This is a genomic window from Novosphingobium lentum NBRC 107847, assembly GCF_001590965.1.
GTDB classification, from domain to species: Bacteria; Pseudomonadota; Alphaproteobacteria; order Sphingomonadales; family Sphingomonadaceae; genus Novosphingobium; species Novosphingobium lentum.
The window spans coordinates 11692-28274 of sequence record NZ_BCTW01000010.1; the positions used below are offsets into that span (position 1 = coordinate 11692).

At 65.0% G+C, this 16583-nt stretch carries 14 protein-coding genes, 1 tRNA gene and 1 other RNA gene; 5 read left to right on the forward strand and 11 right to left on the reverse strand.

Annotation, left to right across the window (positions count from 1 at the left end):
- The first annotated feature begins 165 nt into the window (after positions 1-165).
- On the forward strand, positions 166-465 hold the full coding sequence (locus NL2_RS10280; RefSeq protein WP_068074463.1) for a hypothetical protein: 300 nt from the start codon (positions 166-168) through the stop codon (positions 463-465).
- Here the strand turns inward: NL2_RS10280 and NL2_RS10285 are convergent.
- The 3 genes from NL2_RS10285 to NL2_RS10295 form a co-directional block, all read right to left on the reverse strand.
- Positions 413-1261: a CDP-alcohol phosphatidyltransferase family protein gene (locus NL2_RS10285; protein WP_439646892.1), complete on the reverse strand. Its 849-nt coding sequence runs from the start codon at positions 1259-1261 to the stop codon at positions 413-415. The genes NL2_RS10280 and NL2_RS10285 overlap by 53 nt on opposite strands.
- Positions 1261-2010 (reverse strand): phosphatidylserine decarboxylase, encoded by a 750-nt coding sequence (locus NL2_RS10290; RefSeq protein WP_068074927.1) that lies wholly within the window; start codon positions 2008-2010, stop codon positions 1261-1263. Before NL2_RS10290 ends, NL2_RS10285 begins: the two co-directional genes overlap by 1 nt.
- A 113-nt stretch (positions 2011-2123) precedes the next feature.
- Positions 2124-2209 (reverse strand) — tRNA-Tyr (locus NL2_RS10295).
- Between the two features lie 164 nt (positions 2210-2373).
- Between NL2_RS10295 and rlmB the strand changes: the two genes are divergently transcribed.
- Both rlmB and NL2_RS10305 read left to right on the forward strand, forming a co-directional pair.
- Positions 2374-3192: a 23S rRNA (guanosine(2251)-2'-O)-methyltransferase RlmB gene (gene rlmB, locus NL2_RS10300; protein ID WP_068074466.1), complete on the forward strand. Its 819-nt coding sequence runs from the start codon at positions 2374-2376 to the stop codon at positions 3190-3192.
- Between the two features lie 46 nt (positions 3193-3238).
- A complete protein-coding gene (locus NL2_RS10305; RefSeq protein ID WP_068074469.1) occupies positions 3239-4165 on the forward strand; it encodes a hypothetical protein in 927 nt (308 codons plus the stop codon).
- 103 nt (positions 4166-4268) lie between these two features.
- Here NL2_RS10305 and NL2_RS10310 read toward each other — a convergent pair whose 3' ends face one another.
- Complete coding sequence (locus NL2_RS10310; RefSeq protein WP_068074472.1) at positions 4269-4541, reverse strand: HU family DNA-binding protein; 273 nt, start codon at positions 4539-4541, stop codon at positions 4269-4271.
- A 204-nt stretch (positions 4542-4745) separates the two neighbouring features.
- Positions 4746-7160: an endopeptidase La gene (gene lon / locus NL2_RS10315; protein WP_157083131.1), complete on the reverse strand. Its 2415-nt coding sequence runs from the start codon at positions 7158-7160 to the stop codon at positions 4746-4748.
- Positions 7161-7386: 226 nt separating this feature from the next.
- On the opposite strand from lon, the gene NL2_RS21170 reads away from it, so the two are divergent.
- A complete protein-coding gene (locus NL2_RS21170) occupies positions 7387-9468 on the forward strand; it encodes a hypothetical protein (RefSeq protein WP_157083132.1) in 2082 nt (693 codons plus the stop codon).
- 41 nt (positions 9469-9509) lie between these two features.
- Here the strand turns inward: NL2_RS21170 and NL2_RS10325 are convergent, their stop codons facing one another.
- Both NL2_RS10325 and NL2_RS10330 read right to left on the reverse strand, forming a co-directional pair.
- Positions 9510-9845, reverse strand: a complete 336-nt coding sequence (locus tag NL2_RS10325) for a YbaB/EbfC family nucleoid-associated protein (RefSeq protein ID WP_068074933.1) — start codon at positions 9843-9845, stop codon at positions 9510-9512.
- Entirely contained in the window at positions 9842-11689 is a 1848-nt protein-coding gene (locus tag NL2_RS10330; protein ID WP_068074477.1) for a DNA polymerase III subunit gamma/tau, read from the reverse strand. Before NL2_RS10330 ends, NL2_RS10325 begins: the two co-directional genes overlap by 4 nt.
- Positions 11690-11787: 98 nt before the next feature.
- Here NL2_RS10330 and NL2_RS10335 point away from each other — a divergent pair, with 98 nt between their 5' ends.
- Positions 11788-12279, forward strand: a complete 492-nt coding sequence (locus tag NL2_RS10335; protein WP_068074481.1) for a DUF4188 domain-containing protein — start codon at positions 11788-11790, stop codon at positions 12277-12279.
- Between the two features lie 167 nt (positions 12280-12446).
- On the opposite strand, the gene ffs is transcribed toward NL2_RS10335, so the two are convergent.
- The 4 genes from ffs to NL2_RS10355 all read right to left on the reverse strand — a co-directional run bounded on the left by ffs (position 12447) and on the right by NL2_RS10355 (position 16533).
- An RNA gene (gene ffs / locus NL2_RS10340) (signal recognition particle sRNA small type) lies at positions 12447-12541 on the reverse strand.
- A gap of 56 nt (positions 12542-12597) precedes the next feature.
- Positions 12598-12876 carry an ETC complex I subunit gene (locus NL2_RS10345; protein WP_068074484.1) on the reverse strand — a complete coding sequence of 93 codons (279 nt, stop codon included), beginning with the start codon at positions 12874-12876 and terminating at the stop codon, positions 12598-12600.
- A gap of 32 nt (positions 12877-12908) precedes the next feature.
- On the reverse strand, positions 12909-15422 hold the full coding sequence (gene hrpB / locus NL2_RS10350; RefSeq protein ID WP_068074487.1) for an ATP-dependent helicase HrpB: 2514 nt from the start codon (positions 15420-15422) through the stop codon (positions 12909-12911).
- A gap of 97 nt (positions 15423-15519) precedes the next feature.
- Positions 15520-16533, reverse strand: coding sequence for a polyprenyl synthetase family protein (locus NL2_RS10355; protein WP_068074490.1), 1014 nt, complete (start codon positions 16531-16533; stop codon positions 15520-15522).
- Positions 16534-16583 lie beyond the last annotated feature (50 nt).

Here is a 16583-nt window from a genome sequence, read left to right on the forward strand (position 1 = left end):
AAGCGGCGATGTTCCGCTTGACAGACCGGAACATATAGGGAACAAATGTTCCGGTCGGCGTAAGGACCGGTTCATCCGGAACCTTTAGGTCGAAACACAGTTATCCACACGATGTCCACAGGCTGTCAAGCGTGGGGATGCCGGGGGGCCGGAAGGATCTAGCAGATGCTTGGTTTCGTTGCTTCTCTCGTTTTCGCCACGGCCGCCGTTCTCTCGATCGCGACGATCGTGGCGAGCTGGCACGGCCAGGCCGGCGCCATCAAACGCCTGCTGCGCGATTCGCAACGACTGGCGTTCCAGCGGGATTTCGACGTCCGGATCGTCGCGACCGGACGCAAGTCCAACGTCTTGGCCCCTGCTCCGCTGCGTGCCGCATCCGCTGTCGCGCGTCGTCCGTTCAGCGAACGGGCTGTCAGCTTGCGATCGGAACCGCAGGGCGACGTGCGGCGGCACGCTGCCGCTTGATCCGCGCATAACGATAGACCCCGACCGGCACCGAGATCAGGTACAGCGCCGAAATCCCCACCAGCGTCAGCCACGGTTCGGTCAGCAATGCGGCGATCGTCAATCCCACAAACGCGATCAGCCCCAGCCTGACGCTGCGGCGCGGGCGCATCGACGTCCAGCTCAGCGTGGCCATGTTCGAGATCATCAGGAACGCGATGCCGGCGACCCAGATCGCGATGAAGATCGGATTGCGGAATTCGTCGCGCCCGCTCGCGATCCACAGATAGAGCGGCAGGAACGCCAGCCCTGCCCCGACGGGAGCGGGTACACCGGTGAGGAAGCCGGCGGACTTGTGCGGCTGTTCCTCCAGATCGATCCGCGCATTGAACCGCGCCAGGCGCAGCGCGCAGCACACCGCGAACGCCAGCGAGGCGAACCAGCCGAAGCGGGGCATCTGCTGCAACGACCACAAATACAGGATCAGCGCGGGCGCGACGCCGAACGACAGCGAATCGGCCAGGCTGTCCAGCTCGGCGCCGAAGCGCGACTGGGCTTTCATCAGCCGGGCGACGCGGCCGTCGATGCCGTCGAGCATGCCCGCCAGGATCACCGCCAGCACGGACCGCTGCCAGTCGCCATTGATCGCAAAGCGGATGCCGGTCAGCCCCGCGCACAACGCGGCGGAGGTGATGGCATTGGGAACCAGCGCCCGCAACGTCAGCCCGCGCGGCAAGCGGGCTTCGCCAGCATCGCCATTGTCGAGAAAATCGTCGTCGTCGTCGGCAGCGATCGGCCTGCCATCGGGGCCCAGGATCACTGGCTGACGCCCTCGATCATCGGCGCCGAACCGATCTCGGCGAGCACGGTTTCCCCGGCCACGACCTTCTGTCCCATCAGCACGCGCGGCTCGGTCCCAGCCGGCAGGTAGACATCGACCCGGCTGCCGAAGCGGATCAGCCCGATGCGTTGCCCCGCCGCCACGATATCGCCGCCCTTGACGAACGGCACGATCCGGCGCGCGATCAGGCCGGCGATCTGGGTGAACCCGATCTGCACGCCATCGCCGCGCTCGACCAGAAAATGCTGGCGCTCGTTCTCTTCGCTGGCCTTGTCGAGATCGGCGTTGAGGAACTTGCCGGGGATGTACACCACCCGCCGGATCGTGCCGCTGATCGGCGAACGGTTGATGTGGACGTCGAACACGCTCATGAAAATCGACACGCGCGTCAGCGGGGCGTCGGCCATGCCGGGTCCGCTCGCACCGTCATCGACGATCAGCTCGCGCGGCGGCGGCACTTTCTGGATCAGCGTGATCAGCCCGTCAGCGGGCGAGACGACATAATTGTCGTCGCGCGGGGTAACGCGATGCGGGTCGCGGAAGAAAGACAGGATGCCCAGCGTCAGCCCGGCGAGCGGCCAGGCGATGGTTTCCCAGGCAAGGAATGCAGCTATGGCGCAGGCGAACGCACTGATCAGTGCGAACTTGCGCCCTTCGGGGTGCACGGTGGGCCAGCTCCAGCCAGCATTTCCGCGACCCCGGTTATCGAGAATTTCTCCGGGCATTGCCTGCATCTAGGGCTTCGCGCTGGCGCCGACAACCCGCAGCGACACTTCTTGAACGGTTTGTCCGGCGGCGCGCGCATGGTGCCGGGGCCGGGCCGGCCTGAAACACTGGGTGGTGGACAGGGCTGGATTCGAACCAGCGTACGCTCTCGCGGGCAGATTTACAGTCTGCTGCCATTAACCACTCGGCCACCTGTCCACACCAGTGCGCCGAAATGCGGGAAAACCCGCGATTTTGAAGCCCGCTAACGGGCCTCCCGGCCGAGAAGGCGCGTCCATGGCGAAGCATGGCTTGCCTGTCAATGGGGCGGCTGGCAGGAGGCGGCGGAATACGACCCGTTCACGCCAACCCACAGGTGACCAATGCCCGCCCATGACGACCACGCCGGACGAAAGGGTTTGCGCGGCCGCGCAGGCCGGATGCAGGGCGGTCGCGGCAGCGGCCGGGCCGGCGCAGGCTCGGTCAGGCTGTGGGGCCGCCACGCGGTCGAGGCCGCGCTGACCAACCCCGATCGCACCGCGCGCAAGCTGTGGGGCACGCGCGAGGCGATTGCCGCGATGCTCGACGATCACGATGCCGAGCTGCCGTCGTCGCTGCCGGTGGACTATGCCCAGGCCGCCGATCTTGGCCGGCTGGTGGCGCGCGACGCACCGCACCAGGGCCTCGTGCTGGAATGCTCCCCCCTGCCCGATCTCGCGCTCGACGATGTGCTGGAAACCGCCGAGGGACGCGTGTTGGTCCTGCTCGACCAGGTGACCGATCCGCACAACGTCGGCGCAATCCTGCGCAGTTGCGCCGCGTTCGGCGCGGCGGCGCTGATCACCCAGGATCGCCACTCGCCCCCGGAATCGGGGGTCATCGCCAAAGCCGCCTCGGGCGCGCTCGAAGTGGTGCCGTGGGCGCGCGTGGTCAACCTGGCACGCGCGCTCGAAACCATCGCCGAAGCGGGCTACTGGCGGCTCGGCCTCGACGGTGAAGGCAAATCGACGTTTCCGCAGGCGCTGCCCGCCGGTCCGGTGGCGCTGGTGCTGGGCGCGGAAGGCGAAGGTTTGCGGCACAATGTTGCGCAGCATTGCGACGCCATCGCGCGGCTGCCGATTGCGTCCGCGATCGAAAGCCTCAATGTATCCAATGCAGCGGCGATCGCGCTTTACGCCGTGGTGGTTCGCGGCGAGGACTGAGCCGCCGGTGGTGCCGCGCAACGCGGTTCGCAAGGGGAGACAGGCGATGCAAAAACGTACGATAGCCGTCGGCGCGACCGTGCTGCTGGCCTTGTTGCTGGCCGGATGCCTGCTGCTGCCCGGCAAGTTCGGGTCCGATCTTGTCGTCCGTCGCGATGGCACTTTCAGTTTCAGCTACAAGGGCGAAATCTACCTGATGGCGCTGTCCAAGCTGGCGGCCGACAGCAAGGCGTCGGGCGAGGCCAAGGCATCGAACGCGGCAAAGACCAAGGCGCCGTTTTCGCCCTCGGCGTGTTACGACAGCGAAACCATCAGCGAGCGCCCGTGCACCAAGGATGAAGTCGCGCAGCAGCGGAAAGCGTGGGCGGACGACAAGGGCGCAGACGGCGACAACAGCGGGGCCGGCGACAACAGCGGGGCCGGCGACAAAAGCGCGGCCGACGCCAAGAAAGCGCAGGACGAACAATTTGCCAAGGCGATGCTCGGCGGGATCGATCCGACCGACCCCAAGGCGGCCGCGGAATTTGCGGACAGGCTGCGGCGTCAGACCGGCTGGACCTCGGTGATCGACAAGGGCGACGGCAAGTTCGAGGTCGAATACGCCATATCGGGCCGGCTCGACCACGATTTCAGCTTCCCCTCGATCGAACGCATGCCGGTGCTCACCCCGTTCGTGTCGGTGATCCGTCGCAACGATGGAACCGTGCGGATCGACGCTCCGGCGTTCTCGTCTTCGGCCAGCGCGCTGCCGTTGATGAGCATGGCCAAGGGCATGTCGGGCACCAAGCCGGGCGAGGCCGGCGCGGGCTTCCCCACGCTCGATGGCGTGTTCACCATCACCACCGATGGCGAAGTGCTTGCCAACAACACAGACGAGGGCGCGCAGACCGATGCTGCGGGCAAGCGGCTGCGGTGGACGGTCAACGGCCGCACCAGCGCGCCGCCGACCGCGCTGGTGCGGATCGGGCGATAATCGGCAGGCCGCCAATTGTGAGGCAGTAAGGCCAAATAAAAGCCGCGCCTGACGGATCAGGCGCGGCTTCACGATTCCATCAGTCGTAGATCAGCGGCGTGCGTTAGTTGACGGCGTCCTTCAGGCCCTTGCCGGCCTTGAACTTGGGCTGCGACGAAGCCTTGATCTTCATCGGTTCGCCCGTGCGCGGATTGCGTCCCGTCGATGCCTTGCGCTTGGCGACGGAAAACGTGCCGAACCCGACGAGGCGAACTTCGTCGCCTTTGCCCAGAGCGCCAGAAATCGATTCGAAAACAGCCTCAACCGCCTTCGTCGCATCGCCCTTCGTCAACCCGCTGGTGTCGGCGACAGCACTGATCAGATCGTTCTTGTTCATTTGCGGAACCCCCTACCTATATTTTTTCGCGAAAAACTGCGGCGGAATCGATTTTCGATGGGCGGGAATTGAGCGGAGAAAAAAACGACTGTCAAAGAGAAATGCGGACGGAATCGGATGATTATGGCCGATTTTCAGCAAATTTCAGACGAAACGAGTTTCGTCCGCATACGCTGGTGAGCCAACCTTGCTTCAGGTTAATCCTCAGTGCGCGGTCGCCGCGGGAGCAGGCCCCGGCAGACCATGCGCCGGCTGGCTCGCCAGATCGTCCGCTTCAGTCCATTCGATCGGCTCGGGCACCGACATCAGCGCGCGCGCCAGAACCTCGTCGACATGGCTCACCGGGATGATCTCCAGCCCTGCCTTCACGTTGGCGGGAATTTCGGCGAGGTCCTTGCGGTTCTCTTCGGGGATCAGCACGGTGGTGATGCCACCGCGCAACGCGGCGAGCAGTTTTTCCTTCAACCCGCCGATCGGCAACACGCGGCCGCGCAGCGTAACCTCGCCGGTCATCGCCACGTCGGCGCGCACCGGGATGCCGGTGAGCGTGGACACGATCGTGGTGACCATGCCGATACCTGCCGACGGACCGTCCTTGGGCACCGCGCCTTCGGGGAGGTGGATGTGGATATCCTTGCGGGCGATCAGCGAGGGCTTGATGCCGTAAGCGGGGCTGCGGGCCTTGACGAAACTGAACGCGGCCTGGACGCTTTCGTTCATAACTTCGCCAAGTTTGCCCGTGGTCTTCACCAGGCCCTTGCCCGGCACGGTGACGGCTTCGATCGTCAGCAGTTCGCCGCCGACTTCGGTCCAGGCCAGGCCGGTGACCGCGCCGACTTGCGCTTCATCGTCCGACATGCCGTGGCGGTATTTGCGCACGCCGGCATAATCGCCGAGGTTTTCGGGCGTGGCCGTTACCGAAGTTTCCTTGCCTTCCAGGATCTTGCGCAAGCTCTTGCGCGCCAGCCGGGCGATCTCGCGCTCCAGCGTGCGCACCCCGGCTTCGCGCGTGTAATAGCGGATGAGGTCGCGCAAGGCTTCGGAGGTGAGCGTGAACTCATCCTGCTTGAGCCCGTGCGCCTCGACCTGCTTGGCCACCAGATGGCGCTCGGCGATCTCCAGCTTCTCGTCCTCGGTGTAGCCTTCCAGCCGGATGATCTCCATCCGGTCGAGCAGCGCCTGCGGCAGGTTGAGGCTGTTGGCGGTGCACACGAACATCACGTCCGAAAGATCGTAATCCAGCTCCAGATAATGGTCCTGGAACTTGGAATTCTGCTCCGGGTCGAGCACTTCGAGCAGCGCCGAGGCCGGATCGCCGCGGAAATCCTGGCCCAGCTTGTCGATCTCGTCGAGCAGGAACAGCGGGTTCTGCGTCCCCGCCTTGCGCAAGTTGGTGACGATCTTGCCCGGCAGCGACCCGATGTAGGTGCGCCGATGGCCGCGAATTTCCGCCTCGTCACGCACGCCGCCCAGCGACTGGCGCACGAATTCGCGCCCCGTGGCCCGCGCGATCGACTTGCCGAGGCTGGTCTTGCCCACGCCCGGAGGACCGACCAGGCACAGGATCGGGCCCTTCAGCTTGTTGGTGCGCGCCTGCACGCCGAGATATTCGACGATGCGGTCCTTGACCTTGTCCAGCGCATAGTGATCGGCATCGAGCACGGCCTGCGCGGCGGTGATGTCCTTCTTCAGCTTGCTTTTCTTGCCCCACGGCAGGCCGAGCAGCACGTCGAGATAATTGCGGATGACGGTTGCCTCCGCGCTCATCGGCTGCATCGCCTTCAGCTTCTTGATCTCGGCCATCGCCTTGGCGCGGGCCTCCTTCGACAGTTTCAGCCGCGCAATCTTTTCCTGCAGTTCGACCAGCTCGTTGGCTTCCTCGCCGTCGCCGCCGCCCAGTTCGGACTGGATCGCCTTCATCTGCTCGTTGAGATAATATTCGCGCTGGGTCTTTTCCATCTGGCGCTTCACCCGCCCGCGGATTTTGCGCTCCACCTGCAGGACGCCCAGCTCGCCTTCCATGAACGCCATGACCATCTCGAGCCGCTTGAGCGGATCGTTCTCGGTCAGCAGCGCCTGCTTGTCGCCCACTTTGGCGGAGATCTGGGCAGCGATCGCATCGGCGAGGGCCGAGGCATCGTCGATTTCGCCCAGCTTGTCGCCCGCGTCCTGCGGCAGTTTTTTCGAAAGCTTGGCATATTCGCCGAACTGGTCGACCACGCTGCGCATCGTCGCGGCGACGACGTCGCCAGTCGCCTCGACCGGATCGATCGGCAGCACCTCGGCGACGAGCATCTCGCCTTCCTCGCGCAAGGCCTGCAACACCGCGCGGCTTTGCCCTTCGACCAGCACGCGCACGGTGCCGTCGGGCAGTTTCAGCAGTTGCAGCACGGTGGCGATCACGCCGGTGTCATAGAGATCGTCACGCTCCGGATCGTCGCAGCCCGGATCGAGCTGCGCGAGCAGGAAAATGTCCTTGGTGCCGCCGCCGGTGCTGCTGGCCATCGCGGCTTCGAGCGCGGCGACCGATTTCTCGCGGCCGACGAACAACGGCACGACCATGCCGGGAAACACGACGATGTCGCGCAAGGGGAGCAGGGGGAAACTGTTCATGTCCATCATATCCGTCCGGTCCGGCCGCGTGTTGGATTGAGGCGGCGGAGCTTTGGCGTGAATATGGGACTTGGCGTTCGGCTGTGCAATGGCACGGTTGGGCGGGGTTGTGGATGGGTGTAAACGATGGAATACCCCACTCGATCCAAAATTCCGGTGGAAACCATCGAATGCAGCGTGCTGTGCACTGCTATGCTGTGGACAAGCTGAAGGCAATCAGAGAGTGTTGTGCATGCAAACTCCAAACAATGCGACGGCGATCATTCAGGAGGCAAGAATTTGCCTTCTTGCCGGCGCACGTATCAAAGATAGTGCTGACCCATCAGACGCGATGCTTGTGTTGCTTTCTGGTCCGTTGAGCGAACTTCATGGGACATTGTTCGAACCCGCAAAGCTCTCTGATTTGGCTAAGGCTCAATTCGGCTGGGAAATTTCCGCAGAGGCAATTGAATTTTTCATTCCAAAAATGCGAAGCTTGGGCTGGTTGGATTCGCGCACAGATTTCCCAGCTCGTGGCCCTTTTTACGTTAATCTCCCGGAACCTGACTTAACCGAGCAATCAGGATTGAACACCTCTGAGGCGCTTGCAACGCTCGGAGTGGAGTTTCGAGAATTTGCTAAGACTATTTCTCCATTTCAATCGTTGCCTGATGACCCGATGGAAGCTGGCGCCGTACTCCTTCGGTATGTTGTCGATACCAACCTTCCCCTACTTGCAAACAATCGTAAAGCTCAATCCGACGATGCCTTCTTAGCGGCAAGATTTGTCGAACACGTTAATCATGATAAGCTTCCGGCGCGCGAGACCTTGGCAAGTTTATCAGCAGTCGGATTTTTATTTCGTGTCGCTGAAGAAATAACCCATCCTTCTCAAAGACGTCGTGTAGATTTGAAGATAGTCGTTGATGGTCCAATTATCCTCGACTACCTCGGATGCTCTGGTCCACTTCGCTCGGAAACTTCAAACGTCATATTTGAACAACTTCGTGATATGGGTGCACAAACGGTTACATTTGAACATTGTCTTAATGAGGCGCGTGACGCCCTAAAGTCCGTTTTAAAGGCAAATCCAAGAGACCGCTATGGCCCCACAGGTGACGCGCTGCGCAAAGGCATCGTCAACGAGAACGCTTTGCTTGCAATGCTGCAGGCTTTTGACGTCGCCATCACAAGCAAACTTATCCATATTCTTCCAGACGATATTGAATTTACGCCACAATCCCACAAGTTTTTTAGTGATGATCGCGCAAAAGCTGTGGAACAAATCGTAAATTGGCATGAAGGCTTTAACGACAATGCTCGATACGCAGACAGCGACACGACCGCGCTCACGATCAGACGCAGATTAGGCCATCGCACAACTGATATTTTCGCAAGCAAATTTGTATGCGTCACGACCAATGAAGTCTTTGCGATGGCAACAAAGAGACATTTGTTGGAGACGGCATATTATAACGCGCGTCAAGTTCCACCAATAGTCTCGCTTAAGGAATTAGCAGCCAAGCTTTGGATAGAGGTTGGAAATAGCGCTAAAAATAATTTTTTGTCACTACCAAATAGTCAACTTTTGCTTTCATGTGACAGAGCGTTGCGCTTTAATCTCAAGATCGTTGAAAAAGCAAGATCCGAACTTGCTAAGGTTAGGCCAGAGCAATTACAGCAATTTGAATTATTGCTCGAAGTTCCCCGGTCGGCTCGTGCGGTCATGGATGTTACCTTAAACAACGAGAAGTACGTTTCTGGAGACACTGTCGAGCAACTGGTCGAGGCTGCCGTTGAGGCTGCGGGAGCTGAAGTGGGCGTAAAGGCTCGTGCGCTGCGCGCTCGCGATCAACAGAAATTTCGAGCGGAACTCGCCGAGGCAGAAAAGAAGATTGAAACTGAGCAAGCAAGGGCTCTAGAAGATCGGCAGCTTGCAGAGCGGGAGCGTGCTGCCCGCGAAGAAGCAGACGAAAGCATGCTTGAAGCAGTGGGAACTAACGCTTCTCGTCGCTTTAAGGTCATACGATTTTCCGTCCGCATGGCAAGCGTAGCCGTAGCAGTGCTTCCCCTTGGGGGCATAGCGTTGGCGTTGTGGAATGGAGTTCTTGGGCCAATCGGCGTTGCCGTGGGATGCATTCCAGTGTGTTTAGCCGCTGCAACTGCAATGGACCGGCCAGGAGCATGGTTGTCTCAAATAATTAGCGGAAAACTCGAAGAAAGTGCTGTTACTCAGTTGCGCAATGTCGGTCGCCATGACTTGGCAAGTCTAATCCAAATCACTTGGAAAGATGGCATAGCGAATACAACTCTTTCAGTGCATGATTTGGATTAGCTATTCCATAGGCTAGTTTCGAATTATTCAACACAATACGCTCAAAACGGCAGCTTGAACCCCGCCGGTATCCCCGCCGCCATCTGGACTTTCTGCATTTCGGCGGCGGCGACGCTGTCGGCTTTGCCGCGGGCGTCGTTGAAGGCGGCGGTGACGAGGTCTTCGAGCATGGCTTTCTCGGCCTTGTCCATCAGGCTGTCGTCGATCGCCACGCCGATCACGCGGCCTTTGGCCGAGCAGCGGATCTTGACCAGCCCGCCGCCCGAAACGCCCTCGACCTCGATCTGGTCGAGCTTGCCTTGCGCTTCTTCCATCTGTTTCTGGATGGTCTGCGCGGCGGCCTGGGCGGCCTGGATCATTTCTTCCATCGACTTCATGCGCGTCGGCTCCATGGTTTGGCATCGCGCGGATCGGCGCGAGCGTCTTCGATCAGTTCGGCATCGGGAAAGGCGGCGAAGGCGGCCTTGACCAGCGGATCGGCGAGCAGCGCCGCGTGCGCCGACTGCGCCTCGGCCTCGGCCAGTTCGCGTAAAGACGGCTGCGCCTCACCCACGGCGTGTTCCACCTGCCAGCGCGTGCCGGTGGTGCGCAGCAGCGCATCGCGCAAGTCGGCGTTGACGTCCTCGGCAAAGCCCGGCGCGATCTGGTAGCGCAGCAGGCCATCGCGCAGCTCCACCACGCGCAGCCAGTCGCGCATCACTTGCGCCACGCGCAGCAGCCCGGCGTCATCGACCCGGCGGACCAGCGCGGTCCATTCGGCCAGCGTGTTGACCGGCGGCCTTGGCGGCGCGGCGGCCGCGTGGTGGGCGGTGGCGGTTGCAGGAGCGGCGGGCGCGCTGTCGGGCTGGTGCGCCATGGCGGGTCCGCGCGAAACGAGGTCGTCGAGCTTTTTGGCCAGCGTGCCCGGATCGGGCAAGTCGGCGGCGTGCATCACACGCAGCAGCGCCATTTGCGCCGCGATCAGCGGATCGGGCGCGGTGCGTACTTCGTCATGGCCCTTGAGCAGCAGCTGCCACAGGCGGTGGAGCTGGCCGGGCGACAGGTCCTTGGCCCAGCCCTCGATCGCGGTGCGTTCCTCGGCCGACGGGGCATCGGCGCCGCTGCCGCCCAGTTGCGCCACGGTCACGCGGTGGACCAGTTCGAGCTGCGCGCGCAGCATCGCCACCGGCTCGATCCCCAGCGCATACTGCTGCGCCACTTCGCCCAGCAGCGCGTTGCCGGTGCCTGCCAGCACCGCGGAAAGCAGGCGGCGCTGCATCGCCTTGTCGGCCAGCCCCAGCATCTCGCGCACTTGCGCGGCGGTGATTTCGTGCCCGCCCGCCATATCGGCATGGGCAATCGCCTGGTCGAGGATCGACAGGCCATCGCGCACCGATCCTTCGGCGGCGGCGGCGATCATCGCGAGCGCCTCATCCTCGGCGGCGACGCCTTCCTCGCCGCACACCCACGCGAAGTGCCCGTGCAGCGCGGGCGTCTGGATGCGACGCAGATCGAACCGCTGGCAGCGCGAGAGCACGGTGACCGGCAGCTTGTCCGCCTCGGTCGTGGCGAACAGGAACTTCACGTGCGCCGGCGGTTCCTCCAGCGTCTTCAGCAGCGCGTTGAACGCGTTGCGCGACAGCATGTGGACTTCGTCGATGATGTAGATCTTGTAGCGCGCGGAGACGGCGGCATAGCGCACCGCCTCGATGATTTCGCGCACGTCGTCGACGCCGGTGTGGCTGGCGGCGTCCATCTCGATCACATCGATGTGGCGGCCTTCGGCGATGGCAATGCACGGTTCGCACACCCCGCACGGATCGATCGTGGGGCCGCCCTTGCCATCGGTGCCGATGCAGTTGAGCGCCTTGGCGATCAGCCGCGCGGTGCTGGTCTTGCCCACCCCGCGCACGCCGGTCATCAGGAAGGCATGGGCCAGCCGGTCACGCTTGATCGCGTTGCCCAGCGTCTGGACCATCGCCTCCTGCCCGATCAGCTGCGCGAAGGTCTGCGGGCGATACTTGCGCGCCAGCACGCGGTAGGGCTGCGCGGGGGCGGGAGCGGCGACGGACGGGGCCGAAGCAACCTGCGGCGGCGCGGGAGAAGATGGCGCGGGAGGAGATGGGGCGGCGGCGTCGCCGAACATCGATTCCTGGCCCGCCGCCTCAAGCTGGGCGGCGGTGGGGCCGCTTTCCGCCTCCGTGGCAGGCTCGTTACCGAAGATATCTGGGGAATCGTCCATCGCGCCCTAGGTAGGCACTGGCGGCGCGAATGTCGAATGGTGCGCGGCTTGACATTTCAGTTTCAAAATGAAATCTATCTACCCAGGAGAACCCGCCCATGTCGCAGCCCGTTATCGCCGGACGCTTTGCCGCAGACCATGACCAGTCGCTGGTGGTGTTCTTCATCGGCCTGCGCATCAACAGCGTCCGCAAGGTGGGCAAATGGCTGCCGGTGGCGCGCGCGATGGGCCCGATGATCGCGGAACTCAGCCAGCGGCCCGACAGCGGGTTCCTCGGCACCGAGACGCTGTGGCAGCCGTGGCGCACGATCGCGCTCATCCAGTACTGGCGCGATTTCGATGCGCTGGAAGCTTATGCCCGCGACCGGGAACAGCAGCACTGGCCGGCGTGGACTGCGTTCAACAAGGCGGTGGGCAGCGACGGCACGGTGGGGATATTCCACGAAACCTACAGCGTGCCACGCGGCGGCTACGAGACGATCTACGGCAACATGCCGCCGTTCGGGCTGGGCAAAGTCGCCGGGCTGGTCCCCGCCACCGGATCGCGCAACGACGCGCGCTCGCGGATGAAAGCGGCGTTGGGCGACTGACGTCGGAAGCGGCACCGGCCCGCTCCCCCGCCCGGCCACTGAGTCATTGTCCCGCCTCACGGCGGGAACGGCACCGGCCCGCTCCCCCGCCCGGCCACCCGACGAGTGTACCCTAGGGGTGGCCGGGCGGGGGAGCGGGCCGGTGCCGACTCAATCGAAGATTGCGTGAAAAAGGAGCCGGCCGACCCGCCGCAACCCGTTGTGGCTGCTTCCTTCCGGACCTGACCAGGTTGGCGGACGCAAGCGTCCGACCGACTCCCGGCGGTGCCTATGGCTTCGGTCGATGCTTTTGTCCAGCCTTGCCGGCCGGGCACCGACTTACCTGAAGTTGTCGGCGTAGCTTTGCAGCTTGAGCGTGCGCACCGGCGTGGGGATCACGTGCGCGGCAATGCCGTACTTGTCCGCATAGGCGCGCGCTTCGTCGGCAGTGGCGAAGGTCAGCGTGACTTGCGCCTGCGTATCGCCAGACCCGGCCCAGCCCATCAGCGGATCGGCCCGCCGCGCTTCTGCCGGGACGAAATCGAGTAGCCATTCGTCCGTGCGGGCACGGCCGGATTGCATGGCGTTTTTCGGGCGCTGGTAGATGCGTGCTGGCATGGCCCGCGCTTACGGGCGAATCACGCCACAAATCAAGTCCGGTTATTCCCCCGCTCGAACGCATTGCGCGTCTTGAGGCTGGGCGCTTCGGCCCACGGCGCGTCCGGCCAGCGGTGGCGGGGATAGCGGCCCTTCATGTCCTTGACCACGTCGCGCCAGCTGCCGCGCCAGAACCCGGGCAAGTCGGCAGTGGTCTGGATCGGCTTGCCACCGGGCGAGGTCAGGCTGAGCAGCAGCGGGCGCGCCGGCTGGCCGATCACCGGATGGCGGTCGAGCCCGAACAGCGCCTGCACGCGCAGCTCCACCGCCGGGCCGCCCTCGTGCGCATAATCGATCGCGTGGGTGGTGCCTGCGGGCGAGGTGAAGCTGGCGGGGGCCAGCCGGTCGAGCGTCTGGCGCTGGGCATAGTCCAGTCGCCCCAGCAGCGCATCGTGCAGCGCGCCGGGCGCCAGGGCAAAGTCGCGCCGTCCGGCGAGCAGCGGCGCGAGCCAGTCCTCTGCTTGCGCCACCAGCGCAACGGGACCGAGTGCGGCGATCCCGGCATAACGCGCGCGCTCGATCAGTGCCTGTGTACTGGTGCCGAGCGGCAGCAGCGCCAGCCCTTCGGCGCGCACGCGGTCGAGCAGCAGCGCGCCGACCGCAAGCGGATCGGGTCGGGGATCGGGCACGCGCGCCAGCACGATCGCGCCCAGCCGCCGCTCCAGCCGCGCCTTGACGCGCGCTTCGGCGGCGTTCCATTGCAGCGTGTGGCGTTCATCCAGCCGGTGGGCGAGCCAGCGCGACAGGTCCGCCTCGTCGAGCGCGATGGCGGCGGTGATCCGCGCGCCCTTGGCCTCGCCTTGCGCCTCGCCGATCACCAGCCATTCGGACGAGGCGAGCGGGGACGTCGGATCGAGCCGGTAGCCGCGCCCGCCAGAGGCCAGCCATTCCTCGCCACTGGCCGAGCGGCGGCGGGCGATGCGATCGGGGAAGGCTTCGGCGAGCAGGACGGCGAGCGGCACCTGCACCCCCGCGAAGGCGGGGGCCTCAGGCGGTCTTGTGCCGTGTTCGCCCGCCTGAGATCCCCGCCTTCGCGGGGAAGCAAGGATTTCGGCCTGGGTCGCCCAACGCCCCGCCAGCTTGCGCGACGCCTCGGCCCGCGCGCCGCGCTCGCCATTCCAGCGGTCGAAGCGCAGCGCCAGATCCTCGCCCCGCCCGCCCAGCCCGCGCTCTTGCAGCAGCATCACCAGCCGCGCCGCATCGCGCGCCGCGCCGTGACTGGCAGCGAACAGCAGCATGTGCGCCAGCGCCGGTTCCATCGGCAGTTTCGCCAGCGCGCGTCCGTGCGGGGTGATGCGGCCATCGTGGTCGAGCGCCCCCATCGCCGCCAACTGCGCATGCGCCGCCCCCAGCGCGGCGGCGGGCGGCGGATCGAGCCACGCCAGCGCCGCCGGATCGCCCGCGCCCCATTGCGCCAGCGTCAAGGCCAGCGGCGCAAGGTCCGAGGTCAGCATCTCGGGCGGATCGAACGGCGCACGACCGGCATGCGCGGCTTCCTCCCACAAGCGGTAGGCCACGCCCGGTCCCTGCCGCGCGGCGCGCCCTGCCCGTTGCGCAGCGGCGGCCTGGCTGGCGCGGTGCGTGACGAGGCGCGTCACCCCGGCGGCCTTGTCGAACTCCGCGCGGCGCGACAGCCCGGCATCGACCACCACCGCTACGCCGTCGAGCGTGAGGCTGGTCTCGGCGATGGCTGTCGCCAGCACGATCCGCCGCCGCCCAGCCGCATCGCGCCTGATCGCGGCACGCTGCCCGGCGGGATCGACCTGCCCGTGCAGCGGCAGCACCAGCGCCTGCGGCAGGCGTTGCGCCAGCACTTCGGCGGTGCGCTCGATCTCGCGCACGCCGGGCAGGAACGCGAGCACGTCGCCCGTCTCCTCGCGCCACGCCTCGGCAATCGCGCCCGCCATCGCCAGTTCCAGCCGCAGTTCGGGCCGCGCGCCCAGCCAGCGGATGGCCAGCGGATGCGCCTTGCCCGCGCTTTCGATCACCGGGGCATCGGCCAGCAGGCGGGCAAAGCGCGTGCCGTCGATGGTGGCGGACATCACCACGATGCGCAGATCGTCGCGCAACACGCCTTGCGCCTCGATCGCGAGGGCAAGGCCGAGGTCGCTGTCGAGGTGGCGTTCGTGCGCCTCGTCGAACAGCACCGCGCTGACCCCGGCGAGGTCGGGATCGTTCAGGATCGTGGCGACGAAGATCGCTTCGGTCATCACCAGCACGCGGGTGCGCGCGCTGCGTTTGCTGTCGAGCCGGGTGAGGTAGCCGATCGTCTCGCCCGGCGCCTCGCCCATGAGTTCGGCCATGCGTTCGGCAGCGGCGCGCGCGGCGACCCGGCGCGGCGAGAGCACGATGACGCTGCCGGTGCACCACGGCTGGCTGAGCAGCGCGGGCGCGACGGCGGTGGTCTTGCCCGCGCCGGGTGGGGCGATCAGGACGGCGGAGGGCCCTGCACGCAGCGCGGTGAGCAGGTCGGGCAGGACCGCGTGGATGGGGAGAGTTTCGCTCATCGCGGTGTCAGTGCAGATGCTTCGACAAGCTCAGCATGAGCGGACTTCTACTACCACCCCCGCTCGTCCTGACCCTGTCGAAGGACGCACGCCCCGCTCAATACCGCCGCGAAACCGCGAATTCCGCCGCTTCGGTCATCGCCGCCTTGGCCTCGCCCGCCGGGAAGCCCGCGATCGCGTCGATCGCGCGGCGGGCGTAGTGCTGGGCGCGGGCGCGCGTGGCGGAGACGGTGTCGTGCGCGCGGATCAGGCCGATGGCATGGGTCAGGTCTTCGTCCGAGGTGCGGCGGCCCGAGATCGCGTCCTGCCAGAAGCGGCGCTCATCATCCGAACCGCGCGCGTAGGCGAGGATCACCGGCAGGGTCATCTTGCCGTCGCGGAAATCGTCGCCGCGCCCTTTGCCCATCGTATCGGCATCCGAATCGTAGTCGATCGCATCGTCGACCAGCTGGAACGCGATGCCGAGGTTGCGCCCGTACGAATCGAGCGCGAGCTCTTCCGCCTCGGGCCGTTCGGCGACGACGGCCGAAATGCGGCAGGCGGCGGCGAACAGCGCGGCGGTCTTGGCGTTGATGATCGAGAGGTAGCGTTCCTCCGCCGTTTCGATCTGGCGCTGCGCGGTCAGCTGGTCGACCTCGCCCTCGGCAATGATCGCCGAGGCGCCCGACAGGATGCGCAGCACTTTCAGGCTGCCATCCTCGACCATCAGTTCGAACGCGCGGCTGAACAGGAAATCGCCGACCAGCACGGTCGCCGGGTTGCCGAACACGATGTTGGCGGTCTGCTTGCCGCGCCGCAGGTCCGATCCATCGACCACATCGTCGTGCAGCAGCGTGGCGGTGTGGATGAATTCCACCGTGGCGGCCAGCTTGTGGTGGCGGGTGCCCGCATAATCGAGCAGCGCCGCGCTTGCCAGCGTGAGCATCGGGCGCATCCGCTTGCCCCCGCCGGCGATGAGGTGCCCCGCCAGCGCCGGGATCAGCGGGATGCGCGACTGCATCCGGTCGAGGATCACCGCGTTGACGTTGTTCATCCCGCTGGCGACGAGCGCCATCAGCGGTTCGAGCGAGGGATCGGTGCGGCGGCGCAAGGGGTGGACTGTGGCTGTCATCGCCGCAGCGATTGGCCGAGGGCTGGCGGCTTGGCAAGATGCAACTTGGC